Genomic DNA, 25336 nt, shown 5'->3' on the forward strand with positions numbered 1-25336 from the left:
ATTTTCACAAATCCATCCCCCGCTTACGCTTAGCCTTTATCGAGTTGTTTCACTTCATTTGCCTTAATTAAACTAATCATTAAGGATCCTCTATGTCGCAACACGATTATCTGGATGAGCTTATTCCCGCCTTCACGCCGCTGCTGGCAATAAAAGAAGCCTCACGCTGCCTGCTGTGCCACGATGCGCCTTGCAGCCAATCCTGCCCAGCCGAAACCAATCCAGGCAAATTTATACGTTCAGTCTACTTTCGAAATCTGAAAGGCGCTGCCGAAACCATTCGAGAAAATAATGCGCTAGGTGCAGTTTGCGCCCGAGTTTGCCCAACGGAAAAATTATGCCAGCACGGCTGTTCACGTTCGGGCATTGACACGCCAATTGATATCGCCCGATTGCAGCGTTTTGTCACTGATTTTGAACAGCAAACGAAAATGAAGGTGTACCAGCCCGGCCGCAAAGATAAGGGCAAAATCGCAATTGTGGGCGCAGGCCCGGCAGGATTACAAGCCAGCGTCACGCTGAGCAATCTCGGCTACGACGTCACCCTGTTTGAAAAAGAGTCACAGCCCGGCGGCTGGCTGCGCCACGGCATTCCGGAATTCCGGCTGCCGCAGTCGGTGCTCGACGGTGAAATCAGCCGCATCGTTGAAATGGGGGTCACCCTTCGCTGTGGATGCGAGGTAGGAAAAACGATGACGCTGGCGCAGCTTAAAGACGACTATCGTGCGGTTCTGCTGACCGTTGGCCTGTCTAAAGGTGCCACGCTGCCGCTGTTTAACGACGCGAGCCCAGTTGAAATCGCCGTCGACTTCTTACACCGCGCCCGCGCTCACAGCGGCAACATCACCGTGCCGCAAAGCGCGCTGATTATCGGCGGCGGCGACGTGGCTATGGACGTTGCCAGCACGCTAAAAGTGCTGGGCTGTGAGTCGGTGACCTGCGTCGCGCGCGAGGAGTTAGCCGAATTCCCGGCCAGCGTCAAAGAGTTCACCACCACTCAGGCCTTAGGGGTGTCGATTATTGATGGCTTTACGCCAACCGCTGCGGTGGGCAACAAAGTAACCTTCAAACATGTTCGCTTGCCAGGTGAACTCACGCTAACCGCCGAGCAGATTATTCTCGCCGTCGGCCAGCATGCTGAACTGGAAGCCTTTGCCGGTATTCAGGTCCAGCGCAATACCGTGGAGACGCAGCATTACCAGACCGCTGACCCCGCCGTGTTCGCCGCGGGTGATATCGTTCAGGGAGATAAAACCGTGGTTTACGCCGTGAAAACCGGGAAAGAAGCCGCTCAGGCTATTCATCACTATTTAGAGGAGGCGTAATCATGTTGACCAAAGATCTCTCTATTACCTTCTGTGGCGTGAAATTCCCCAACCCGTTCTGCCTCTCCTCTTCCCCGGTTGGCAACTGCTATGAAATGTGCGCCAAAGCCTACGATAGCGGTTGGGGTGGCATCGTATTTAAAACTATCGGTTTCTTTATCGCTAACGAGGTTTCACCGCGCTTTGATCACCTGACCAAAGAGGATACCGGTTTCATTGGCTTTAAAAATATGGAGCAGATAGCCGAGCACCCGCTGGTGGAAAATCTGGCCGCTATCCGCCGACTCAAACACGATTACCCCGACAAAGTGCTGATCGCTTCGATCATGGGTGAAAATGAGCAGCAGTGGCAGGACCTGGCAAAACGGGTGGAAGACGCCGGCGCCGATATGATTGAATGCAACTTCTCTTGCCCGCAGATGACCTCTCACGCCATGGGCAGCGACGTTGGGCAAAGTCCTGAACTGGTAGAAAAATATTGCAGGGCGGTGAAACGAGGCACTTCTTTGCCGATGCTTGCCAAAATGACGCCGAATATTGGCGATATGTGCGAGGTTGCGCTGGCCGCTAAACGCGGCGGTGCGGATGGCATCGCTACCATCAACACCGTTAAGTCGATTACCAATATCGACCTGAATCGTAAAATTGGGATGCCGATAGTAAACGGTAAGTCCAGTGTATCAGGCTATTCAGGTAAAGCCGTGAAACCTATTGCCCTGCGTTTTATTCAACAGCTAAGAACGCATCCTGGATTGCACGATTTCCCCATCAGCGGCATAGGTGGAATTGAAACCTGGGAAGACGCTGCCGAATTTTTACTACTGGGTGCCGCCACGCTGCAGGTTACGACCGGCATCATGCAGTACGGCTACCGCATCGTCGAAGATATGATTAGCGGCCTATCCCACTACCTGGCGGACCAGGGCTTTGCATCGCTTGACGAAATGGTCGGGCTGGCAAACCACAATATCGTCCCCGCCGAAGAGCTCGACCGCAGCTACATTGTTTATCCGCATATCAATCAGGATAAATGCGTGGGTTGCGGCCGTTGCTATATCTCCTGCTATGACGGCGGACACCAGGCAATGGAGTGGGATGAGGAAAGCCGTACACCGCATTGCAATACGGAAAAATGCGTCGGTTGCCTGTTATGCGGTCATGTCTGCCCGGTGGCCTGTATTGACCTTGGGAACGTGGTATTTAAACCTGGTGAAAAAGAGCACGCGGTTGCGCTTTAACACCCTGACTTTCGGCCTGCTTTGCGGGCCGGATGGAAAATGCTATGAGTCCACTTGTTGCCATTGCGCTAACGACGGGAGTTTTATCCGGTATTTGGGGTTGGATTGCTGTCAGTTGGGGCTTACTGAACTGGGCTGGATTTCTGGGCTGTACCGCATACTTTGCCTGCCCGCAGGGCGGAATTAGAGGGTTGGGAATATCGTTTTGCACACTGCTGAGCGGCATATTCTGGGCAGAGGTCATTATCTATGGCAGCGCGCTATCACCCGCATTTTCAGTGGTAAGTTATGTATTAACCGGGATTGTGGCTTTTGCCATGTGTTTTCAGGCCAAAAATGGCTTACTTTCGTTCGTACCCGGAACATTTATCGGTGCCTGTACGACTTTCGCCTGTGACGGTAACTGGCGTGCGGCGCTCCCCGCACTGCTGATCGGGTTGTTGTTTGGCTATGCAATGAAAAATAGTGGGCTGTATATTGCCGCTCACAGCAGCAGATAGCTGCAAACGACAAGACGTAAAAAAGCCCAGCATCTGCTGGCTTTTTTGTCTGCGTGAATTACTCTTACGCGCGTATTTCAGTGAATCCAGCGCCACCGCAAAGATAATGATCGCGCCTTTGATAATGTACTGCCAGTACGGGTTCACGCCGATATAAGTCAGACCGTAGTTGATAACGGTGAAGATGATAACACCGGTCACCACGCCCACAACGGTACCGACGCCGCCGCTGAACGACACGCCGCCCACCACGCAGGCTGCAATCGCATCCAGCTCATACATAAAGCCTAAGTTGTTGGTTGCCGAGCCGATACGGCCCGCTTCCAGCAGACCGCCGAAGGCATAGAACACGCCGGACAGCGCATAAATCACCAGCAGGTTCAGCGCTACGTTAACGCCAGAGACTTTTGCCGCTTCCGGGTTACCGCCGATGGCGAAGATGTTTTTACCAAAGCGGGTTTTATTCCACAGCACCCAGACGAAGGCAACGGCGATCAGCGCATAGAAGGTGATGTAAGACAGACGGAAACTGCCCAGCGCAATAAACCCTTGCGCGAAGGTTGAGAAGCCGCTGTCAAAGCCGGAAATTGGCGATGCGCCCACGAAGTCGTAGTACAGTGAGTTGATCCCGTAAACGATAATCATGGTGCCCAGGGTGGTGATAAACGGCGTCACGTTAAGGTAAGCAATGATAATGCCGTTAATCAGGCCGATAACGGCACCAATTGCGCAGACAATCAGTACCACTACGAAAATCGGCATCGTCGCCATCTCAGGGAAGACCTTATTGGCATTCTCCATGGATTGCAGCAGCGTCGCCGCAATAACCGCCGCAAGGCCAACCTGACGGCCGGCAGAGAGGTCGGTCCCTTGGGTGACGATAAGGCCAGCCACACCCAGCGCAATGATAATACGGACGGAAGACTGGGTCAGGATGTTACTGAGGTTCAACAGACTTAAGAAAGTCGGGTCCTGGATAATAATAATGGCCAACAGAACCAAAAGAACGACGTAGATGCCGCCATCTTTCAGATAACTCAGAAAGCTTTTTTTATTTAACGTACTCATCTCGAGCCCCTGCGATTAAAGATGCAATGACGCAAGACGGAGAATTTCGTTTTGCGTTGTTGTTTTCGTTTCGACAATCCCGGCGACCATGCCATTACTCATGACAAGGATGCGGTCAGTAATTCCCAGCAGCTCAGGCATTTCTGAAGAAATAATCATAATTCCTTTATCTTTCTTCGCCAGCTCAGCGATTAATTGATAAATTTCAAATTTCGCCCCAACATCAATGCCGCGGGTTGGTTCATCAAGCATTAAAATTTCAGGTTGGGTTAACAACCAGCGACCAATAATAACCTTTTGCTGGTTACCGCCAGACAATGAACCAATTTGCGTATGGTGCCCTGGTGTTTTAACACGCATGGAGTCAATAACCCATTGGGTATCACTCTTCATGCGAGAATTATCCAGCAGACCCACTTTATTTTTATAATTCTTAATATTGGAAATTAATGAGTTAAATCCAATATCAAGATAGGCGTAAATACCGGTAGAGCGACGCTCTTCGGTCACCAGCGCAAAACCGTTATTAATGGCTTCGTTAGCGCTGTGGTTATTAATTTTCTTACCGTGCAGCGTAATGGTACCGCCCGACTTTTCGCGCACGCCAAACAGCGTCTCGACGATATCGGTACGTTTTGCCCCTACCAGACCAGCAATACCGAGGATTTCACCTTTGCGTAGCTGGAACGACACATCGCGAATCGACGGCTGGCGTAGTGAGGTCAGGTGCTGAACATCGAGAATCACCTCACCCGGCGTGTTCTGGCGGTCCGGGAAGCGCTGGTTCAGCGAACGACCAACCATCATGGCGATGATCTTGTCCATATCCAGACCTTCCAGCGGTTGGGTAGCAATCCACTGCCCATCGCGCAGAACGGTAATTTCATCACACAGCTGGAAGATCTCTTCCATCTTGTGCGAGATATAGACAATGCCGCAGCCGCGATCTTTAAGCTTACGGATGATGGAGAACAGATGGTTCACCTCTTTTTCCGTCAGCGATGACGTCGGCTCATCCATAATCACGATTTTCGCGTTATAGGAGAAGGCCTTGGCGATTTCAATCATCTGCATCTGCGAAACGGATAAGGTCCCTACGCGAGCGCGCGGATCGATATCAATATCCAACTCGTCAAAGATGGCTTTGGTATCACGATACATTTTATCCTGATCGACAAACATGCCTTTGGTGGGATAGCGCCCCAACCACATGTTGTCCATCACCGAACGTTGTAATACCAGATTAAGTTCCTGGTGGACCATCGAAATCCCATTTTCTAGCGCTTCTTTCGCCGAATGGAAATCAATTTCTTTGCCCTGAAATAAAATACTGCCGGAATCTTTTTGGTAGATTCCAAATAGACATTTTAATAACGTTGATTTGCCCGCGCCGTTCTCACCCATTAATGCATGGATAGAATGGGGACGAACTTTCAGGTTAACATTATCGAGTGCTTTTACGCCCGGAAATGACTTGTTGATCTGGCTCATTTCCAACAAGAATTCACCAGACGGCTCTCTATTATTGTTGTCCATAATTGTACCTGGCTGCGATATTTCTGCGTCAGTATTTATATGGCGCACGAATGTGCGCCATATATAATTAAAGATTACTTACCGGTGAATTCGCTAAGGTTGTCTTTATCTACGCCAACGTAAGGTACGCGGACGATTTTGTTCTCAATTTTCCAGTTAGTGCCGTCGGCTGCACCTTTACCATCGGCGAGGTTTTTCGCCAGATCAAAGGTCGCTTTCGCCTGGTTGTTAGCATCGTTCAGCACGGTACCGGCCATCGCACCAGATTTCACCAGCGCCAGGGCTTCAGGCAGGGCATCAACACCGAAGACTGGGATAGAGGATTTGTTGTGTGCTTTCAGCGCTTCAACCGCACCCATTGCCATCGCATCGTTGTTCGCGATCACGACTTCAATTTTGTTGGCGTTCGGGCCGGACAGCCATGCATCCATCTTATCTTTAGCCTGAGCGGTATCCCACATCGCGGTATCCAGCGCCAGCTGCTGAGTTTTCAGACCCTTATCATTCAGCTCTTTGATAACGTAGGTGGTACGTGCTTCAGCATCCGGGTGGCCAGGTTCGCCTTTCAGCAGAACGAACTGTACCTGACCGTCTTTGTTCAGATCCCAGTTCGGGTTTGCCGCCCAGTGTTTAGCAATCAGATCGCCCTGGATGATGCCGGACTCTTTGGAGTCAGTCCCAACATAGAAAGCTTTGTCGTAGCTATCCAGCGCTTTACGAGAAGGTTCTTTGTTGAAGAAGACGATTGGCACGTTCTGGCCGCGCGCTTTTTCAATCACCGTACCCGCCGCAGCAGGGTCAACGAGGTTAATCGCCAGCGCTTTCACGCCTTTTGCCAACAGCACGTCAATCTGATCGTTCTGTTTGGACTGGTCGTTCTGCGAGTCGTTCATCAGCAGCTGTACGTCAGGTGCTGCTTTCGCGTCTTTCTCGATAGCTTTGCGCACAACGGACATAAAGTTATCGTCGTATTTATAGATCGTCACACCAATACGGGTATCGGCTGCGTGCGCTGCGGCACCGAAAAACATGCTGGCCATCAGGGCAGACAGGGTTAACACCTTCTTATTCATGGTATCTCCGGTTTTATTATGCAGGGTAGTTCAGATGATAATAGTCGGCAGGTAGCGTTAATAAGATGTTACTGCTCGACGAAATTCACTGATAAATATTTGTTCTTCCGTGTTGAGTAACGATCCAGGTTACGCTTTAATCTTCGTTTGCGGTCGAAATACGCTATAAAAAGTGATTAATCACCGTTACATCATGTTTCAATCGACTAAACGCTGCCATCATAGCCATCGCAATGTTAACAATCTGTGAATTTACTCACAGATTGAAAACGGTTACATCGGCTGAACATGTTAGTTCGTGATGGGATGCACAAATTGCCGTTGAGCCACCGAATGGCGGCGAACCAGCGTCGGCATAAAACAGTGTGTTGCCTCACCATCCAGCTTTCCTGCCGCCCCGAGCAGCGCCAGTTCAGTCGCCTGTTTCGCCATAGAAACAATCGGGTAGCGGATGGTTGTAAGCTGAGGATCGGTATAGCGGGCAATGGGAATATCATCAAAACCAATAACTGAAACCTGCTGCGGCACGGCAATACCGTTGTCTTTCAATGCGCTAAGTGCTCCGGCGGCCATATTATCGTTGTAGGCAAATACGGCGGTTAATCCGGCATTGCGCCCTAACAGCTCAACCATCGCCGCTTCGCCACCGGGCATGTCAGGCGTCCCGGTTCCGACCCAGCTATCCGGCGCCACAATACCCTGCTCCTGCAGCGCGCGCGCCCACCCTTCCCGGCGCATATCGTCATCTTCAATATGATGACTGGAAGCGAGATAGCCAATGCGCTGATGCCCGTGATTGAGCAGCATGCGCGTGCCCATCAGCGCACCGCTGATGTTATCGAGGCTAACGCAGCGGTGGGCATAGCCTGGTACGACGCGGTTAATTAATACCATGCCCGGCATATGTGCCATGAACTCACCAAGCTCACGATCGCTTAACGCTTTTGAATGCACGATAAGCGCGCTGCATCGCTGACGTATCAGGACCTCAATGGCGTGGCGTTCTTTTTCCGCTTCGTGATAGCTATTGCCGATAAGCACATACTTTTGATGCTGCTGGGCGACCATGTCCACGGCTTTCACCAGTGCGCCAAAGAAGGCGTCGGACACGTCCATCACTACCACACCGATAGTGTCGCTGACCTGGGTGGCCAGCGCCTGGGCATTCGCGTTGGGCCGGTAGCCGAGAGAAGAAACCGCTTTCATCACCGCATCGCGAGTATCCTGGCTCACCAGAGTGCTGTTGTTCAGCACGCGGGATACCGTGGCAACGGAAACGCCGGCCTGGCGGGCGACATCACGAATGGTGATCATACTCACCGTCCGGTAATAAGTTGCTGCAATTCACGTTACACCCCCTATGTCCAGCAAGAGCGCTATTCTGGCAGTGTCTATGCAGCAACTACGTGAGAGAGGTCACAGGGCTGGAAACGGTTACATCCGTTTTGTTAATGGTTGTGATCTAGATCGTTATCTAAATGTGCTGCGGAATGATATCCCTGACGCCCGCGCGGTTAATTGTCGCCACAGCCATTCTACCGGCCCCTGGCGGAAATAACGTAGCCATAGCCATGAGAAGATAAGGTTGACCAGCCACACCGGCAGCACAAACGCCAGCAGCGTCAGGCGGTCAAAGGCCATGAACAGGCCGAAATGGTAGAACAGCGTCGTGCAGATAAGGGTTTGCAGCAGATAGTTGGTCAGCGCCATGCGCCCCACCCGCGCCACGGCTGCGGACAACCGGAATCGGCCGATCTGCGGCCAATAGCCGTAGGCCAGCGCCGCATAGCCCAGGGTTTGAATTGGCGCGCCGATCTCACGCGGTGCCTGCAGCAGGAACGCGCACCAGCGGTAATCCCAGTTAAGATGCCATTGGGCAATAATAGCCGGCAGGTTGATAAGCATCCCTAGCGGAATACACACTGCCGCACAGCGCCGATAATGACGCAGACTGAACTGCCCTTTTAGCCAACCGCAGCGCATCAATGACGCACCGATGAGCATCATCCCGGCCAACTGCCAGCCGTACTGTGCTCCCAGCGCCAGCAGGTTTGCCGATAGCATATCGGTGCGATTGCTGATGGCTTCCATACCGCCATTAAGCTTCCAGTAGCGTTCATACAGCAGGCTCGAGGCATCGGGGACCCAGGAACGGCTTTGTCCGTTATCAGCAATCAGCCCCAGCAGTATTAACACCGCCACGCCGACCCCGTAGAGCAGCACGCCGGTGTTAAAGAGCGATTTAACATCGCGCGCCTCGCGCACCAGCCGCCAGCACACCAACCCCACCAGCGCATAGGCGAGAAGAATATCGCCATCCCAGAACAGTAGCCCGTGAATAAATCCCAGCAACGCCAGCAGGGTCAGACGGCTTTGGATCCAGCGCGTCCCGCGCGCAAGCAATAGCTGTAATCCGGCACCGAACAGCAGCGCAAACAGCGTGAGGAATTTAACCTGAGCAAAGAGATCGAGAATCGCCCACGTCCAGGCATCGCGCGAGGTGATCTCGCCGTACCAGGCCGGGTTGAGGTAGGCCGCCTTCGGCAGGCCGAAGGCGCTAATGTTCAGCAGCAGGATACCGAGTATGGCAACGCCGCGAATAAAATCCAGCGTGACGTTCCGCTCCATGTATCCTGCCCCGTTAAACAATTAGTTGTGGTGACGCACCGCGCGCAAGAATTCCTGACGCGTATTCTGGCTGGATTTGAACAGGCCACCCAGCGAGGTCGTCGTGGTGGCACTGGTCGCATCACGAATACCGCGTGCTTTAACGCAGTAATGCACCGCATCAATCGAAACCGCCACGTTGTTAGTGCCCAGCAGCGTTTGCAGCGCCGTCAGAATCTGCTGCGTTAAGCGTTCCTGAACCTGCGGACGCTGTGCAAAGAACTGCACGATACGGTTAATTTTTGACAGACCAATCACCGAATCTTTCGGGATATAGGCCACCGTTGCTTTACCGTCAATGGTCACAAAGTGGTGTTCACAGGTACTGGTTAAGGTGATATCACGCACCGTCACCATTTCATCCACTTTCATCTTATTTTCAATCACGGTGATTTTCGGGAAATTGGCGTAGTCCAGACCGGAGAAAATCTCGTCCACGTACATCTTGGCGATGCGACGCGGCGTTTCCATCAGGCTGTCATCACTCAAATCGAGATTTAGCAGTTGCATAATCTCTGTCATATGGCCGGAAATCAGATTCTTACGGGTTTCATTATCCATTTCGCGCACCGGCGGGCGCAGCGGCGTTTCCAGGCCACGGGCGACCAGCGCTTCATGTACCAATACCGCTTCTTTACTTAGTGATGACATCGTTTCTTCTCCTGCAGGTGTGGCGCTTTGCTTCATAGGGGGGCAAAGTTTGTACTCATTGTGCGTGAGGCGACGCACAGAATCCAGTATTCGTAGTGATAATTATTGCAATCGTTATTATCTGTCAGCCTGAGGGCTCCGCGCCATCGTTCCAGCAATTAGCAGCAACGCCTACGGCGTGTTGAACTACCGGCATTAGCACTACAGATGTGAATGTAAAGTTATCTTTATGATGCAGCATGTGGTGGGTATGCGGAAGTGAAAGTTACTCACCACCAATGAATTATCTGTATGATGGAACGATTAATTCTGACAAAAAACGCGAGGAGCCCGCATGCAAATGCTCGAAGAGCACCGCTGTTATGGCGGCTGGCAGCAGCGCTGGCAGCACCAATCTGCCACGCTAAATTGCCCGATGACTTTTAGCCTGTTTTTGCCACCCGAAGGAAAAAAAACGCCGCCGCCGGTGCTGTACTGGCTTTCTGGCCTGACCTGCAATGATGAAAACTTCACCACCAAAGCCGGCGCACAGCGGGTTGCTGCCGAGCTTGGCATCGTTCTGGTGATGCCGGATACCAGTCCTCGCGGTGAAGACGTTGCCAATGACGCCGGTTATGACCTTGGTCAGGGTGCAGGCTTCTATCTGAATGCCACTCAGGCTCCGTGGGCCGCACATTTTCGCATGTATGACTACCTGCGCCACGAGCTGCCGACGCTTATCGAGGCGCAGTTTAACGTCAGTTCCCGCCGGGCAATCAGCGGTCACTCAATGGGCGGCCACGGCGCGCTGATGCTGGCGCTGAAAAACCCAGGATACTATTGCAGCGCCTCCGCGTTTGCCCCAATCGTTAACCCCAGCCGGGTACCGTGGGGACAGAAAGCCTTTAACGCCTATCTGGGTAACGAGAATGCCCGCTGGGCGGAATGGGACAGCACCGAGCTGTTGCTGGCAAGCCGCAGTGCAGATGCTATCCCGATGCTTATCGATCAGGGCGATAACGACCAGTTCCTCGCCGACCAACTGCAGCCGGCGGTGTTTGCCGAAGCCGCGCGCCAGAAAGACTGGCCGCTGACGCTGCGTATTCAGCCGGGTTACGACCATAGCTATTACTTTATTGCGTCGTTTATTGAAGATCACCTGCGCTTCCACGCCGACTATCTGCTGAAATAATCCGCACTGGCCTGATAAACGTGGTGTTATCAGGCCTCTCTTACTCGTCCGGTAAGGTGTAGGGATAGGCTTTGCGATACTGTAACGGCGTCTTGCCCATATTTTTACGAAAGCAGGTAATAAACCACGCGTACTCGGTAAACCCAACCCGTTGCGCGATCTCCCGTACCGAATGCTTCGAATGCAGCAGCAGCTCGCAGGCTTGGCGGATCCGTCGCATCATCAAATATTCCTGAATCGTCCCACCGGTCTCATCGTGAAATCGCCGCGACGTATGTCCACGCGAGCAGCCCATCATCGCCGCAATCTCTTCCAACGAACAGCGTTGGTGGTAGTGGGTTTCCAGCCAGCGGATAATGGTCGAGGAGAATGTGTTATGCCCTGTTGCCTGTTCTTGCTGCGGTAACAGACTGATCAACTGCATAATCAAAAAGGCACTGTCGCTGGTACTCCAGCTCGCTTCGCGGGTGAGTTCTTCAAAACGCTGCAATAGCGTCTCAATCACCGGCTGCAGGTCACCGACATCAAACACCCGTGCCTTTTCTCCACGGCCGCACAGCTGACGTAACAGCATGTGCTGACGGGGAAAATCGCGCAGCCACGGTTCCAACAGAACGGGGTTAAAGTGCAGCGTGGTTCGGTGGTACACGTTGCGCTCATCCTGTTCAACGAACACCTTATGTAGCTTCCCCGGTGGGAAGATAAATAATCGTCCGGGTTTCACCGTATATTGCTGGTGTTCCATCAACGCAATCCCCACCCCACGCGACACCGACAGAATTTCCGCACACTGATGCCAATGATAGTAATTGGCCGGCATGTTTTGCATCCGGTTGAAATAAATCGACTTATCGTTGAGATGGATCTGCTCAAGATAGGTGGTGTCTTCCGTACGCCCGGAGGGTGTCATGGCGTGATGCCTCGCATGTTAACAAACTTATATTTTCATCATTGGAATAAAACTTTCGGCCTAAATTACGCCATAAAATTATTTTTAATTACCTACGATGCGTAAAAGTAAGAGCACAATCACATTTGTTGACTGCCGCAACTTCCTATTATTCGTCCGCCATCAACGGTCTGAAACGGGATTTCATAATGCGGACGAAACAACATTACAGTGCGTTAGTACAGCAATGGATAGCGGCGGCTCTCCCCCGCCTCTCTGCCGATTGCACGCGGCTTTATGCCGGCGATACCGCCGCGCAGTATCCGGACGACGTGGCCGGTATGGAGGGGTTTATTCGTCTACTGTGGGGCCTGTTTCCGCTGATGAGCGGCGGTACCACTCCCGCATGGCAGGAGACGTTTCTGACCGGCCTGCGAAATGGCTGTAACCCGCAGCATCCGGGTTATTGGGGCGAGGTTGGTGATAACGATCAGCGCTGCGTGGAAATGGCCGCATTCGGCCTCGGTCTGGCGCTGCAAACGCCGCTGTGGTCGCAGCTAACAAAGACTGAACAGAATAATCTCGTGCGCTGGCTTTCTCAGAGCGCGGACGTGGCGGTGCCGAATAATAACTGGCACTTTTATCCCAGCATTGATTCAGGTTGGCCTGAAGTGCGTCGGGCGTGAATATGATATGGCGGTGATTAATCGCCACCTCGACGCGGTTGAACCCTTCTGGTTGGGAAACGGTTGGTATAGTGACGGCGAAGGCAAGCCGCGCGACTATTATATCTCCAGCGGTTTTCACTTCTACAGCCTGCTCTATAGCCATTTTATGCAGGATGTCGATCCCGAGCGCTGTCTGCGATACCGCCAGCGCGCGCAGCAGTTTGCGAAAGACTATGTTTACTATTTTACCGCTGATGGCGAGGGCATTCCGTTTGGCCGCAGCCTGACCTACCGGTTTGTGCAGGTCGCTTACTGGAGCGCGGTGGCCTTTACCGGCCTGGATGTCTTCACGCCAGGGATAGTGAAAGGGTTGATTTTACGTCACCTCGACGGCTGGCTGGCACAGCCGTTTATCGGCGCTGACGGGCTGTTTAGCATTGGCTACAGCTATCCCAACCTGATTATGGCCGAAGACTACAACAGTCCCGGATCACCCTACTGGGCGCTCAAGGCGATGCTGATTCTGGCGCTACCGGAAGAGAGCGCATTCTGGCAGGCCCAATGCGAGCCGCTGCCGGAGCTTGACGCACGACATCCAGTACCAGAGGCAGGACAAATCATCGTCCACAGCGCGGAAAACCGCCACGCCTGGATGGTGATGTCGGGCCAATTCGATAAGAATAACTTCGTCAATTTTGAGCAGAAGTATGGCAAGTTCGCCTACTCCAGCCAATTCGGTTTCACCCTTGAACGCGGACGCTACGGCCTAAACCATGCAGCCGTTGACTCAATGCTGCTATTTAGCAACGGGGATGATTACTACCGCGGGCGCCGCGAGTGCGACAGCGTGTCGGTCAGCCATGAATGGGTACGCAGCGAGTGGCGACCATGGCATGACGTCGCCGTGACCAGTTGGCTTATCCCGGTGAAAAATGGGCATATCCGTATCCACCGCGTCACCACGCCGCGTCCGCTGTCCTGCGTCGAAGGAGGCTTTGCGGCCAATCATCATCAGCAAACGCGCCTGACGCTTACCCCTGATGCCGTCACCGTCGAAACAACGCGTGACTATAGCCAGATCGTTAACCTCAGTGGCGATCGGCAGGCGCTGCTCGTCACAACACCGCCCAACAGCAATCTGCTGTACGCCGCACCGGCTGATATTCCTTGCTTATCCACGCAGCTTTGCGCCGGAACGCACTGGCTGGCCTGCTACGTCAGCGCCGATCCCGGTGCGCCCCAACGGCTACCGGAACGGCTTTGTTTTACACACGCTACCCAGCAACTCACCGTGAACGGAACCTCGCTCACTCTCGTATAACCCTGACCTCTGATTGACGGCGGAGACCGCAATGACAACAACAATTCAGTCGACACGCTCGGCATATATAAAGTTAAGTCTCTTTGTTTTTCTGTTTACCTTTACCTGGGCGGCCAGCTTCGGCCTTTACGCCATCTGGCTTGGTGATAAAGCGGGGCTCGACGCCGTGGACATCGGCACCGTATTTGCCGTGAACGGCGTTTTCGCGGTAGTGATCAAGCCGGTTTACGGCTACATCATGGACAAAATTGGCATGAAGAAGCACCTGCTCTATTTTGTCTGCATCGTTTCCGCGCTGATGGCACCGTTCTATATCTGGATCTATCTCCCGCTGCTGCAAACTCATTTCATCAGCGGCATGATCGTCGGCGCGCTGTTCTTTAGCCTCGGCTGGTATGCCGGCGTGGCGGCGGAAGAGTCGTACGTCGATCGCTTTAGTCGCCTCTACAACATGGAATTTGGCCGCATCCGCATGTGGGCGGCTCTCGGCTGGGCCACGGCATCATCGTTCTCCGGATTCTTGTATAACATTTCGCCCAAGATTAACTTTGCCATCAGCAGCATCTCGGCGCTGTGTATGTTCGCCGTACTGCTGACCTTGAAAGTCGACCACTTCGGCAAAGAGGACAACAACGTCCTGTCGAAAGAGAAGATCGTCATTACCGACGTCCTGCATCTGCTGGCTAATCGTAAATTCTGGATGTTCTCGCTGTATATCGCCGGTGTGGCGTGGATGATGTTTATTGCTGAGCAGCAATTTTCACGCTATTTCGTCACCTTCTTTGCCACCAAAGAAGAAGGCAATGCCATGTTTGGCTACATGAGCACCGCGCAGTCTGCCGCCGAATTCTTCGGCATGATGCTGGTTCCCACCATTATTAATCGCATCGGTGCCAAACAGGGGATGCTGCTCACCGGTCTGGTCATCAGCCTCCGCTTGATTATCTCCGGCCTGACCAGCGACCCGCTGATTATCTGCCTGGTGAAACCACTCTACGGCATTGAGATAGCGCTCATTCTGGTCTCGGTCTTCAAATATATCGCCGAGCATTTCGACAAACGCGTCAACGCCACAATGTATCTGCTGGGCTATCAGGCAATGATTTACGTCGGATCTATCGTCGTCGCGCCACCGGCGGGCTACGCCTATCAAACCATCGGCTTTGAACACACCTATCTGATCATGGGGATCGTTGCGCTCATCTTTACCGGCGTATCGGCCCTCACCTTATCGACCTGCTACAGCCATCGTAAAACTGCGCTGGAGCCGGAAATCAAACAGCAAGCGCTTAATTAAGAAAGGAAAGAGCATCGCATGACGTCTGAGACTATCAACAAAGAACCCCTGGCTTTGCATACCCTGCAGCCGGGAGAGCGGGAAGAGATTGGCCACAAAATCCGCGGGATAATGCCCTCATTACTGAAAGCCATCGACGCTAACGCCGACTATTTCGGTCAGCGTTTCCCGGATGCCGCCTGTAAAAACGGTTTCTATCCGGTCATTGATAACATTGAATGGACCACCAGCTTCTGGACCGGACAACTGTGGCTGGCCTACGAATGGACCGGCGAGGCGCGGCATCGCGCGCTGGCTGAACAGCATATCCATTCTTTCGGTCAGCGGATCATCAACCGCGATCATACCAACCATCACGACCTGGGTTTTCTCTACAGCCTGTCCTGCGTGGCGGGTGAGCGTCTGACCGGTAACCGCGAAGCGGGCTACATTGCTCTGCTCGCTGCCGAAGCGCTGATGGAGCGCTATAACGAGAAAGCGGGAATTATTCAGGCGTGGGGAGAGCTGAATAATCCGGAGCAGCAAGGCCGGATGATAATCGATTGCAACATGAACCTGCCGCTGCTGTACCAGGCGAGTCAGGCCAGCGGCGACCCGCGCTATGCGGCCGCGGCGAAACGGCATATTGAGCAAGCCCGCCGCTATATCGTGCGCGAAGATGGATCCACATTCCATACCTGGTATATGGACGTAGAAACCGGCGCGCCGCGCTTTGGCAATACGCACCAGGGCTTTTCCGATGACTCCTGCTGGGCGCGTGGCCAGGCGTGGGGGGTTTACGGCTTCCTGTTGAACTATCTGCATACCGGCGACAATCGGCTGCTGGAGCTCAGCCAAACGCTGGCAAACTATTATCTTAACCGTCTGCCGGACGATCTGATTTGCTATTGGGATCTGGCGCTCACCTCCTCTGCCAGTGAGCGCGATAGCTCGGCGGCGGCCATCGTCGCCTGCGCGCTGCTGGAACTGGTGAAACATCTTCCGGTAACCCACCCGGATAGAGAAAGCTACGAAACCTTAGCGCTGCGGATGATTGGCAATATGATCGACGGCTACGTCAACCGCGAACATGCGCCTGGGCAGGGGCTACTGGAACACTCGGTTTACTACTTTAAAGGTGATGTCGGCGTTAACGAGTGCTGTAGCTGGGGGGATTACTTCCTGATGGAGGCGATAACCCGCGCCACTCAGAACTGGCGTAGCTACTGGTAATAAAAAGCCCGATAGCGTTGCGCTTATCGGGCTGATTCACTGTGCCGTCATTCCCGGGAGCATTTCGCTTACCCGGGATAGCTTCTGACAGTACGGTTTAGAAGCGGTAATCCACGGCCATAAAGTAGCGGCGACCATCTTCGTTATAGCTATAGTCATCACGCTTGAGATCTTTATCCCCGAGGTTCAGCACACCAGCGCGCAGCTTGACGTTTTTCGTCGCCTGCCATGCTCCGCCAAGATCCCAGGTGGTATAACCGCCAGGCGTTTTGGCCGTTGCGCTGGTCGCACGCTGCTGGCCGGTATAGCTTGCGGCCAGATAGAACGACCAGTCCTGTACCGGCGTCCAGTCGAGACGACCATTACCGGTATGGAACGGCAGCTCCTGCAGCGGCTTGTTGTCCCCGTTGCTCAAATCACGGCCATCGTTATAAGTGTAGTTCAGCGTCACTTTCCATTCATCGCCAAACGGCACTTTCAGCTCGGATTCAACGCCGCGAATACGCGCTTTGTTGACGTTATAGTAGGCGAATACCGGCACACCGTTTTCAAAACCGACAAAGTTCGGATAGCCCGGCGCCGCGTTCTTATCACGGGTACGGTTGATATTGATCATATCGTCAATATCATTCTGGAAGGTGGTCACGCTTGCCTGAACACCGTCCAGCCAGCCCTCTTCTCCCTGATAGTAGAGACCTACTTCGAAGCTTTCACTGGTTTCCGGTTTCAGATCCGGGCTACCAACGATGCGGCAGCCGCCGCGGCAGGAGTTAGTCGTCCAATCAGGGCTCAGTTGCAGCAGCGATGGCGCTTTAAATGCCGTCGCCCAGCCGCCTTTTACCGTCACCGTGTCAGTGGCGTTATAGACGAGGTAAGCACGCGGGCTCCAGTGATCACCGTAGGTTTCGTGATCATCCATACGGATACCGGTGGTCAGTGCCAGCGGTTCGAAGATCCGCCACTCGTCTTCAACAAACAGCGCATACTGACTGGCGGACGTTTTGCTGCTGGAGCCGCCGGTCAGGTTTACCGGATCCTTAAGCTCATCGTGGCGCCATTCGCCGCCAAAGGTTACCAGCTGGTTAATCACGCCCAGCGGCAGCACGTACTTACCGTCAATGGTATTACTTTCGGAGGTGATTTCGCTGGCGTTGCCTGGGTTCTTGTTAGCCACTTTCTCGCCATAGTACTTCAGCTCGCTGGTGCCAAGATCCCAACGCCCGTTATGGCTTAACGAGTAGTTCTGGCGCTCGAGACGGTTGCGGTCGAGCGAGTCGGATTCGCGGTCCTGGCGGTCAAAGCCATAACCGGCAGTGATGTCGTTGTTCTCATTTGGCGTCCAGGCGAGCTCAACGTTGCCGTCACGGCTGGTGAAGCCTTCGATACGCGGCGTGTCGCCGGTGGCCGTGGTGTTGGAGGTCTGCGGATCGTCCTTTTCGCGTTTCGACAAACTACCAAACGCTTTCATCCCCAGCAGGCCATCAATCAGCGGGCCGGAGGTAAAGAACTGGCCGTTCCAGGTATCGCCGCGATCGCGATGCTCCTGAATAGTGCTATCCGCGGTGATGGTCCCAGTCCACTTCGCGCCAATTTTTTTGGTGATGATGTTCACCACGCCACCCAGCGCATCAGAGCCGTACAGCGAGGACATCGGGCCACGCACCACTTCGATACGTTCGATGGCGTCAACCGGGATCCAGTTCAGGTCGAAGTCATTGTGGCGGAAAACGGCGTTGCGGGAATTGACGCGCTTGCCGTCGATAAGAATCAGGGTATAGCTGCTATCGAGGCCACGGATACTGACCCCTTTTCGGTTATCCCCTTCATTGGTGAGCTGTACGCCCGGGACCTCCTTCAGCACGTCTTTCAGATTTTGCACCGGTTTACGCTGCAGATCTTCCTGAGTGATAACGCTAATGCTGGCAGGCGCATCCTTCACGCTTTGCTCGGTGGCAGCCGCCGTAACGACCATAACTTCATTATCATCTGCCGCGCCGACAGGCAGCGCCAGGGACATTACGGACGCGCACAGCCCGCCCCGAACCAAGGGGTTTAACCTAAACATTCCATATCTCCATGAGGTGAATACTGAATTAAAACAAAGAGGTCTTACTCACACGTGCTACTGCATAGCCGCTGACCGGCAGCCTATTTTTTTGCAGATGTGGCTAGTCCCCTCAGCCTGTTATCCAGTCAGGAGAGGAAGTGGCTTCATCCTTTTGTATGGAGCGTGATGATAAACGTAATGATAACAATTATCAATTAAGGTTATTTAAAGTTATGTCAAGACGTAATCATTCGTGACCAAACCATAAACAGCAGGCATAAAAAAACCTCTCCGCAGAGAGGTTTTGATCGGAATCAGCGCGCCGAATTACTTCTTAAAGCGCTCCGGGAAATGCATTTCGCTATAGCGTACGAAGTGCGTCCCGCGGGTAAACTTGTAGCCAAACCAAATAATCAGGAACAGCGGGATACCGATGTAGGTTGCCGCTACGCCGCCCCAGTCAATGGTGTCAGCCAGGAATGCTTCATAGTTCTGGCCCAACGTAATAATCAGGCACAGGACGAAGGCAAAAATCGGCCCCAGCGGGAAGAACCCTGAACGGTATGGCAGGTTATTAATGTCGTGCCCCTGCATCACATAGCCGCGACGGAAACGATAGTGGCTAATGGCAATCCCCAGCCAGGCAATAAAACCGGTCATCCCGGAGGTGTTCAGCAGCCACAGATAGACCGTCTGGTTTCCAAACATTGACGTCAGGAAGCACAGGCCGGCAATCACGGTCGTCGCGTACAGCGCATTACGTGGCACACCGCCGCGAGACAGTTTGGAGAAGATGCGCGGCGCTTTGCCATCGCAGGCCAGGGTGTAAAGCATGCGGGTAGACGCGTACATCCCGGAGTTACCCGCCGACAGTACCGCCGTCAGAATAACGGCGTTCATCACTGCCGCCGCGGACAGCAGGCCAGCATGCTGGAACACCAGCGTGAACGGGCTTACCGAAATATCTTTCACATCATTGCGCAGCAGACTCGGATCGGTATACGGGATGATCAGGCTGATAATCAGGATAGCGAACACATAGAACAGCAGAATTCGCCAGAATACCTGACGCACCGCGCGCGGAATGTTCTTCTCCGGATCTTCAGATTCACCGGCAGCAATACCAATCAGCTCGGTCCCCTGGAAGGAGAAGCCAACAATCATCGCCACGCCAATCATCGCCGATAACCCGCCGGCAAACGGTGCATCACCGGTCGTCCAGTTGCTCCAGCCAACCGGCTGCGCCCCTTTGAAGATACCGACGATCATCATAATGCCAACGATGATAAAGATAATCACGGTGGCGACTTTAATCAGTGAGAACCAATATTCCGCTTCACCAAAGCCTTTCACGGAGATGTAGTTCAGCAGGAAGATGACGCACAGGAACAGCGCACTCCAGATCCAGCCCGGCGTATCCGGGAACCACCAGTTCATCACCAGCTGTGCCGCCACCAGGTCAACGGCGATGGTCACCGCCCAGTTGTACCAGTAGTTCCAGCCCAGCGCGAAGCCAAAGCCTTCTTCGACGTAGTTCTGACCGTAGGTCGCAAAAGAGCCAGATACCGGCATGTACGCCGCCAGCTCGCCCAGACTGGTCATCAGGAAGTACACCATCAGGCCAATCAGGATATAGGAAAACAGCGCGCCGCCTGGGCCCGCCTGAGAAATCGTTGCACCGGAGGCAACAAACAGACCTGTACCGATGGAACCGCCAATGGCGATCATCGTCAGATGGCGCGCCTTGAGTTCGCGACGTAACGCGGGCGCTTGTGTGGTTTTTGTTTCGGAACCCATGTGAAAATGCTATCCATCCAAAAAATGAGGCGAGATTGTAGCAGACGATTCCGGCATCTCACGGCAGAAATGCGCAGTTATAAGAGAGCTTCATGATCGCTCCCTTATTATAAGTAAAGCATCCATATGTCGTTTCAGGTATTGCAGTAATGCAGGAAACGGCTTAACGCGTTGGAAAGATGTTTTTGACGATGATGGATCCGCCACAGGGTGCGGCTTAAAGTCGGCAGCGGTATTTTTACTTCAACCAGTGAACCTGCCTCCAGCTGTTCGGCAATCACCCGCCGGGACAAACAGCTGATGCCGAGGTCATGGCGCACCGCATGTTTGATTGCTTCAGAGTTGCCAAGCTCCATCCCCATCTGGAACTGCGGCAGGTGTGAAAGCAGCAGATAGTCAACGATTTCCCGGGTACCCGAGCCTTTTTCACGCAGGATCCACGGCGCCTTCGCCAGCGCATCCAGCGTTACCTCGCCTTGCAGCCAGGCACTGTTTGGCGCGGAGAAGACAACCAGTTCATCCTCAAGCCAGGGTTCAGCAATGATGTCAGCAGAGTGACACGGCCCTTCAATAAGCCCGATATCCACCCGGAAATCCGCCACCGCATTAATCACATCCTGGCTGTTGCCAACGCTCAACTCCAGCGGCAGCGTGGGAAAGTCTTTACGGTAGCGGGCAATCACGCCTGGCAGAATATAGTTGCCGATTGTGCTACTGGCATAAACGCGGATGGCGCCATTATCTTCGCGAAACAGCTGTTCTATCTCACCGGCCTGTTCCAGCAGCGCCAGTGCGCGCGGGTACAGCAACCGCCCGTGCTCATTGACCACCAGCCGCTTTCCGACGCGATCAAACAACTGCACCCCTAGCTGCCCTTCAAGATCTGTTAACGCCGCGCTGACCGCCGATTGCGACAGTGCGAGCATCTGCGATGCCTGGGTGGTCGAGCCGCTTTTCAGCACCTCTGCAAAAACTTCCAACTGCCGCAGCGTGATATGCATAGTTCTTCGGCCCGCCGGAGCCGACCTTACCAGTTATTACGATTGATTATAAATATATAATCAATTTTATCTTTAAGCCAGCCAGGCGTAACCTTTTAGCCAGACAAAGGAGAAGGTTATGACACAAGTCACCTTACAGACGCATCATCATCGTAGCATCAAACACTTTATTCCTGGGCTTGCGCTCACCGCAGTTATTACCGGCGCGGCGGTATGGGCTGGCAGCATTCCAGCCATTGCCGGGGCGGGGATGAGCGCGCTGACGCTGGCTATTCTGTTCGGGATGGTCATCGGTAACACGGTATACCCAAAACTATGGCAGTCCTGCGACGGTGGGGTCATCTTCGCCAAGCAGCATCTGCTGCGGTTAGGGATCATTCTGTACGGTTTTCGCCTGACGTTCTCGCAAATTGCTGACGTCGGCGTCAGCGGTATCGTGATTGACGTGCTGACGCTTTCCAGCACCTTCCTGATGGCCTGCTGGCTTGGACAGAAGGTCTTTGGTCTGGACAAGCACACCAGTTGGCTGATTGGTGCCGGTAGCAGTATCTGCGGCGCGGCGGCGATACTGGCAACCGAGCCGGTAGTCAAAGCCGAGGCCAGTAAAGTAACGGTCGCCGTGGCGACGGTGGTTATCTTCGGTACGCTGGCGATATTCCTCTATCCAGCCATGTACCCGCTGGTCGCACACTGGTTTAGCCCGGAAACCTACGGTATCTATATCGGTTCCACCATGCATGAAGTCGCACAGGTGGTGGCGGCAGGCCATGCCATTAGTCCGGAAGCCGAGAATGCGGCGGTCATTGCTAAAATGCTGCGCGTAATGATGCTGGCTCCGTTTTTGCTGATTCTGGCAGCCCGAGTGAAACAGCTAGCCCCGGCTAACGCCGAGCAGAAAAGCAAAATCACCATTCCATGGTTCGCGATTTTATTTATCGTGGTGGCTATCTTCAACTCGTTCCACCTGCTGCCGCAAAGCGTGGTGCAGATGTTGATTACGCTGGATACCATTTTACTGGCCATGGCCATGGCGGCCCTTGGGGTGACAACCCATATCAGCGCGCTGAAAAAAGCCGGTGCGAAACCACTCTTGATGGCGCTGGTGCTGTTCATCTGGCTGATTGTGGGCGGCGGTGCGATTAACTTCGCTATCCAGACCGTGATGGCATAAACGAGCACGACTCCCCCTCCCTAACCCGCTATACTCTCCCTTTTTGAGTATGGCGGGTTTAACGATATGAAATACATTGGAGCGCACGTAAGCGCCGCAGGCGGTCTGGCTAACGCCGCTATTCGAGCCGCAGAAATCGAAGCGACCGCATTCGCCCTGTTCACCAAAAACCAGCGCCAGTGGCGCGCAGCACCGCTGACCAGCGAAATCATCGACGATTTCAAAGCCGCATGTGAAAAATATCACTACACCTCCGCGCAAATCCTGCCGCACGACAGCTATCTGATTAACCTCGGTCATCCAGTCGAAGAAGCGCTGGAAAAATCCCGCGAAGCCTTTATCGACGAGCTGACACGCTGTCAGCAGCTTGGGCTGACGCTGCTAAACTTCCATCCAGGCAGCCACCTGTTGCAGATTGATGAGGATAAATGCCTGGCGCGAATTGCCGAATCCATCAACATCGCGCTGGCGCAAACCGAAGGGGTAACGGCGGTTATTGAGAATACCGCCGGGCAAGGTAGTAACCTCGGTTTTAAATTCGAGCATCTGGCGGCGATTATCGACGGCGTTGAAGATAAATCCCGCGTCGGCGTGTGCATCGACACCTGCCACGCGTTTGCCGCAGGCTACGATCTGCGCACCACGGAAACCTGCGCTGAGACCTTTGCTGATTTTGAACGTATCGTTGGCTTCCAGTATCTGCGTGGGATGCATTTGAATGACGCGAAAAGCGCATTCGGTAGCCGCGTTGACCGTCACCACAGCTTGGGTGAAGGCAATATTGGCCATGACGCCTTCCGTTGGATCATGCAGGACAGCCGCTTTGACGGTATTCCACTGATTCTGGAAACCATTAACCCGGATATCTGGGCAGAAGAGATTGCGTGGCTGAAGGCACAGCAGACTGAATCTGCCGCCGCCTGAGTTAATGTGTTCTATTGTCGGGCGACAATTGCTGGACGTAAAAAAAGGGCCGAATCATCGGCCCTTTTTATCGTCTTAGCAAACTTATGCTTTGGCGACCACTTCACCTTCCGGGCGTTTCAGCACCGCGTAGGAGAGGCCCGCCACCAGCGTACCGACAACAATCGCCACCAGGTAACCCAGAACTGGGGTGATAGCACCTGGGATCAGTAGCACGAACAAGCCACCGTGCGGTGCCATCAGCTTCGCGCCAACCGCCATCGAGATAGCCCCGGTGACCGCGCCGCCTACGATACAGCATGGCAGGACGCGCATTGGGTCACGAGCCGCGAACGGAATCGCCCCTTCAGAGATGAAGCACAGACCCAGTACCAGCGCCGCTTTCCCGCCTTCACGTTGACCTTTGTCGAACTTGCTACGGGCAACCAGTGTGGCAATCCCCATCGCCAGCGGTGGCACCATACCGGCCGCCATAATTGCCGCCATCGGCGCATAGGTTTGGGTACTCAGCAGACCCACACCAAAGGCGTAAGCCGCTTTGTTCACCGGGCCGCCCATGTCGGTACACATCATCGCACCGAGGATTGCGCCCAGCAGTACCGCGTTCGCGGTGCCCATGGTTTGCAGCCAGTGAGTCAGCCAGTTCAGCAGTGCCGCAACCGGGGTACCAATCAGGTAAATCATCGCCAGGCCGACAATCAGGCTGGAGACCAGCGGGATAATCAGGATAGGCTTCAGCGCTTCCATGCTTGGCGGCAGCTTCAGCTTGGTGCTGATAAGCTTCGCGACATAACCGGCAAGGAAGCCGGCGATGATACCGCCGATAAAGCCGGAACCGCCGCTCACCGCCAGCATACCGCCGATAAGACCTGGGGTCAGACCCGGACGGTCAGCGATGGAGAAGGCAATAAAGCCTGCCAGCACCGGAACCATCAGCGCAAAGGCCGAGCCACCGCCGATCTGCATCAGCGCCGCAGCCAGAGTGCCTTTCACTTCAAAGGCTTTAATACCAAAAGCAAATGACAGTGCGATACACAGACCGCCCGCTACCACCATCGGCAGCATGTAAGAAACACCGGTCAGCAGATGACGATACGCCCCGCCGCCGCTCTCTTTTTTCGCCGCATCGGTAGCCGCTTTGCTCTGACCTGATGGCTGATACGGTTTCGCCTCGACGATCGCCTTATCAAGCTCCTGCGCCGTTTTCTTCAGCGCCAGCCCGGTGGTAGTGCGGTACATCGGCTTACCGGCAAACTTCGCCAGATCCACCTCGATATCCGCCGCCACGATAACCAGGTCAGCTTCAGCCACTTCTTCTGGCGTAATCGCATTGCCCGCGCCCACGGAACCGCGAGTTTCGACTTTCACCCACAGGCCGCGTTTTTTGGCTTCGGTTTCAATGGCTTCTGCCGCCATAAAGGTGTGCGCAACGCCGGTTGGGCAAGCGGTCACCGCCACAATACGCTTCACCGCACCGGTCGCCGTTGGCTCAGCCTGAGCAGGGGCTTCATACGGTTTCGCCTGCGCTTTCGCTTCGCTCAGGAACAGCTCCGGATGTGAAACCGCGCGGTTGATGTCACCTAAATAAACCTGTTTTCCTACCAGCGCGGTATCGGCTGGTAAAGTAGATCCCAAAACGATCGCCAGATCGGCATCGTTCGGGTTATCAATCAACTCCAGGTGCGCTTTCTGCGCAGCTGTACCCAGCAGGGTCTTCGCCATATAAGCACGAGCCTGTCCGAGTTTAGCATCGATAATCAGCAGCGTTTTCATACGCCTC

At 53.9% G+C, this 25336-nt stretch carries 20 protein-coding genes and 1 pseudogene; 10 read left to right on the forward strand and 11 right to left on the reverse strand.

Annotated elements, in window-relative coordinates:
- Window positions 1–92 precede the first annotated feature (92 nt).
- Genes KCR01S_RS01605 through KCR01S_RS23760 form a run of 3 tightly spaced genes read left to right on the forward strand, consistent with a single transcriptional unit; the run spans window position 93 to window position 3063 of the window.
- Complete coding sequence (locus KCR01S_RS01605) at window positions 93–1325, forward strand: FAD-dependent oxidoreductase (protein WP_061279402.1); 1233 nt, start codon at window positions 93–95, stop codon at window positions 1323–1325.
- 2 nt (window positions 1326–1327) lie between these two features.
- Window positions 1328–2563, forward strand: a complete 1236-nt coding sequence (gene preA, locus KCR01S_RS01610) for an NAD-dependent dihydropyrimidine dehydrogenase subunit PreA (RefSeq protein ID WP_061279403.1) — start codon at window positions 1328–1330, stop codon at window positions 2561–2563.
- A gap of 44 nt (window positions 2564–2607) precedes the next feature.
- Window positions 2608–3063 (forward strand): DUF1097 domain-containing protein, encoded by a 456-nt coding sequence (locus KCR01S_RS23760; RefSeq protein WP_072277055.1) that lies wholly within the window; start codon window positions 2608–2610, stop codon window positions 3061–3063.
- Between the two features lie 63 nt (window positions 3064–3126).
- On the opposite strand, the pseudogene mglC reads toward KCR01S_RS23760, so the two are convergent.
- The 6 genes and pseudogenes from mglC to folE all read right to left on the reverse strand — a co-directional run.
- Window positions 3127–4131 (reverse strand): annotated as a pseudogene (mglC, locus tag KCR01S_RS01615) (galactose/methyl galactoside ABC transporter permease MglC); the annotation flags it as partial.
- A 15-nt stretch (window positions 4132–4146) separates the two neighbouring features.
- A complete protein-coding gene (gene mglA, locus KCR01S_RS01620; protein ID WP_061279404.1) occupies window positions 4147–5667 on the reverse strand; it encodes a galactose/methyl galactoside ABC transporter ATP-binding protein MglA in 1521 nt (506 codons plus the stop codon).
- A gap of 74 nt (window positions 5668–5741) precedes the next feature.
- Window positions 5742–6740, reverse strand: coding sequence for a galactose/glucose ABC transporter substrate-binding protein MglB (gene mglB, locus KCR01S_RS01625; RefSeq protein WP_061279405.1), 999 nt, complete (start codon window positions 6738–6740; stop codon window positions 5742–5744).
- A 291-nt stretch (window positions 6741–7031) separates the two neighbouring features.
- Window positions 7032–8054 carry an HTH-type transcriptional regulator GalS gene (gene galS, locus KCR01S_RS01630; protein WP_061279406.1) on the reverse strand — a complete coding sequence of 341 codons (1023 nt, stop codon included), beginning with the start codon at window positions 8052–8054 and terminating at the stop codon, window positions 7032–7034.
- 156 nt (window positions 8055–8210) lie between these two features.
- A complete protein-coding gene (gene yeiB / locus KCR01S_RS01635) occupies window positions 8211–9368 on the reverse strand; it encodes a DUF418 domain-containing protein YeiB (protein ID WP_061279407.1) in 1158 nt (385 codons plus the stop codon).
- Between the two features lie 21 nt (window positions 9369–9389).
- On the reverse strand, window positions 9390–10058 hold the full coding sequence (gene folE, locus KCR01S_RS01640; RefSeq protein WP_061279408.1) for a GTP cyclohydrolase I FolE: 669 nt from the start codon (window positions 10056–10058) through the stop codon (window positions 9390–9392).
- Between the two features lie 334 nt (window positions 10059–10392).
- Here folE and fghA point away from each other — a divergent pair, with 334 nt between their 5' ends.
- A complete protein-coding gene (fghA, locus tag KCR01S_RS01645) occupies window positions 10393–11229 on the forward strand; it encodes an S-formylglutathione hydrolase (RefSeq protein ID WP_061279409.1) in 837 nt (278 codons plus the stop codon).
- Between the two features lie 40 nt (window positions 11230–11269).
- Here fghA and KCR01S_RS01650 read toward each other — a convergent pair whose 3' ends face one another.
- Window positions 11270–12139, reverse strand: a complete 870-nt coding sequence (locus KCR01S_RS01650; protein ID WP_061279410.1) for an AraC family transcriptional regulator — start codon at window positions 12137–12139, stop codon at window positions 11270–11272.
- A gap of 188 nt (window positions 12140–12327) precedes the next feature.
- Here KCR01S_RS01650 and KCR01S_RS25760 point away from each other — a divergent pair, with 188 nt between their 5' ends.
- From KCR01S_RS25760 to KCR01S_RS01665, 4 genes are read left to right on the forward strand one after another with little or no spacing between them, the layout of a single operon-like run.
- Window positions 12328–12804 carry a DUF2264 domain-containing protein gene (locus KCR01S_RS25760; protein WP_280513228.1) on the forward strand — a complete coding sequence of 159 codons (477 nt, stop codon included), beginning with the start codon at window positions 12328–12330 and terminating at the stop codon, window positions 12802–12804.
- A 7-nt stretch (window positions 12805–12811) separates the two neighbouring features.
- Window positions 12812–14107 (forward strand): DUF2264 domain-containing protein, encoded by a 1296-nt coding sequence (locus tag KCR01S_RS01655; RefSeq protein ID WP_280513229.1) that lies wholly within the window; start codon window positions 12812–12814, stop codon window positions 14105–14107.
- Window positions 14108–14138: 31 nt separating this feature from the next.
- Entirely contained in the window at window positions 14139–15404 is a 1266-nt protein-coding gene (locus tag KCR01S_RS01660) for an oligosaccharide MFS transporter (protein WP_061279411.1), read from the forward strand.
- Window positions 15405–15422: 18 nt separating this feature from the next.
- Window positions 15423–16616, forward strand: a complete 1194-nt coding sequence (locus KCR01S_RS01665; RefSeq protein ID WP_061279412.1) for a glycoside hydrolase family 88 protein — start codon at window positions 15423–15425, stop codon at window positions 16614–16616.
- A gap of 97 nt (window positions 16617–16713) precedes the next feature.
- Here the strand turns inward: KCR01S_RS01665 and cirA are convergent, their stop codons facing one another.
- The 3 genes from cirA to yieE form a co-directional block, all read right to left on the reverse strand.
- On the reverse strand, window positions 16714–18681 hold the full coding sequence (gene cirA, locus KCR01S_RS01670) for a catecholate siderophore receptor CirA (protein WP_061279413.1): 1968 nt from the start codon (window positions 18679–18681) through the stop codon (window positions 16714–16716).
- A gap of 309 nt (window positions 18682–18990) precedes the next feature.
- Window positions 18991–20460: an amino acid permease gene (locus KCR01S_RS01675; RefSeq protein ID WP_061279414.1), complete on the reverse strand. Its 1470-nt coding sequence runs from the start codon at window positions 20458–20460 to the stop codon at window positions 18991–18993.
- A 134-nt stretch (window positions 20461–20594) separates the two neighbouring features.
- Window positions 20595–21461: a DNA-binding transcriptional regulator YeiE gene (gene yieE / locus KCR01S_RS01680; protein ID WP_061279415.1), complete on the reverse strand. Its 867-nt coding sequence runs from the start codon at window positions 21459–21461 to the stop codon at window positions 20595–20597.
- 118 nt (window positions 21462–21579) lie between these two features.
- On the opposite strand from yieE, the gene KCR01S_RS01685 reads away from it, so the two are divergent.
- Both KCR01S_RS01685 and nfo read left to right on the forward strand, forming a co-directional pair.
- The gene (locus tag KCR01S_RS01685) at window positions 21580–22632 is read left to right on the forward strand and encodes a YeiH family protein (RefSeq protein ID WP_061279416.1); all 1053 of its coding nucleotides are present in this window, start codon (window positions 21580–21582) and stop codon (window positions 22630–22632) included.
- A 66-nt stretch (window positions 22633–22698) separates the two neighbouring features.
- Window positions 22699–23556, forward strand: coding sequence for a deoxyribonuclease IV (gene nfo, locus KCR01S_RS01690; protein ID WP_061279417.1), 858 nt, complete (start codon window positions 22699–22701; stop codon window positions 23554–23556).
- Between the two features lie 84 nt (window positions 23557–23640).
- Here nfo and fruA read toward each other — a convergent pair whose 3' ends face one another.
- Window positions 23641–25329, reverse strand: coding sequence for a PTS fructose transporter subunit IIBC (gene fruA / locus KCR01S_RS01695; protein WP_061279418.1), 1689 nt, complete (start codon window positions 25327–25329; stop codon window positions 23641–23643).
- Between the last annotated feature and the right edge of the window lie 7 nt (window positions 25330–25336).

Origin of the sequence: Kluyvera cryocrescens NBRC 102467 (assembly GCF_001571285.1) — a bacterium.
GTDB lineage: Bacteria > Pseudomonadota > Gammaproteobacteria > Enterobacterales > Enterobacteriaceae > Kluyvera > Kluyvera cryocrescens.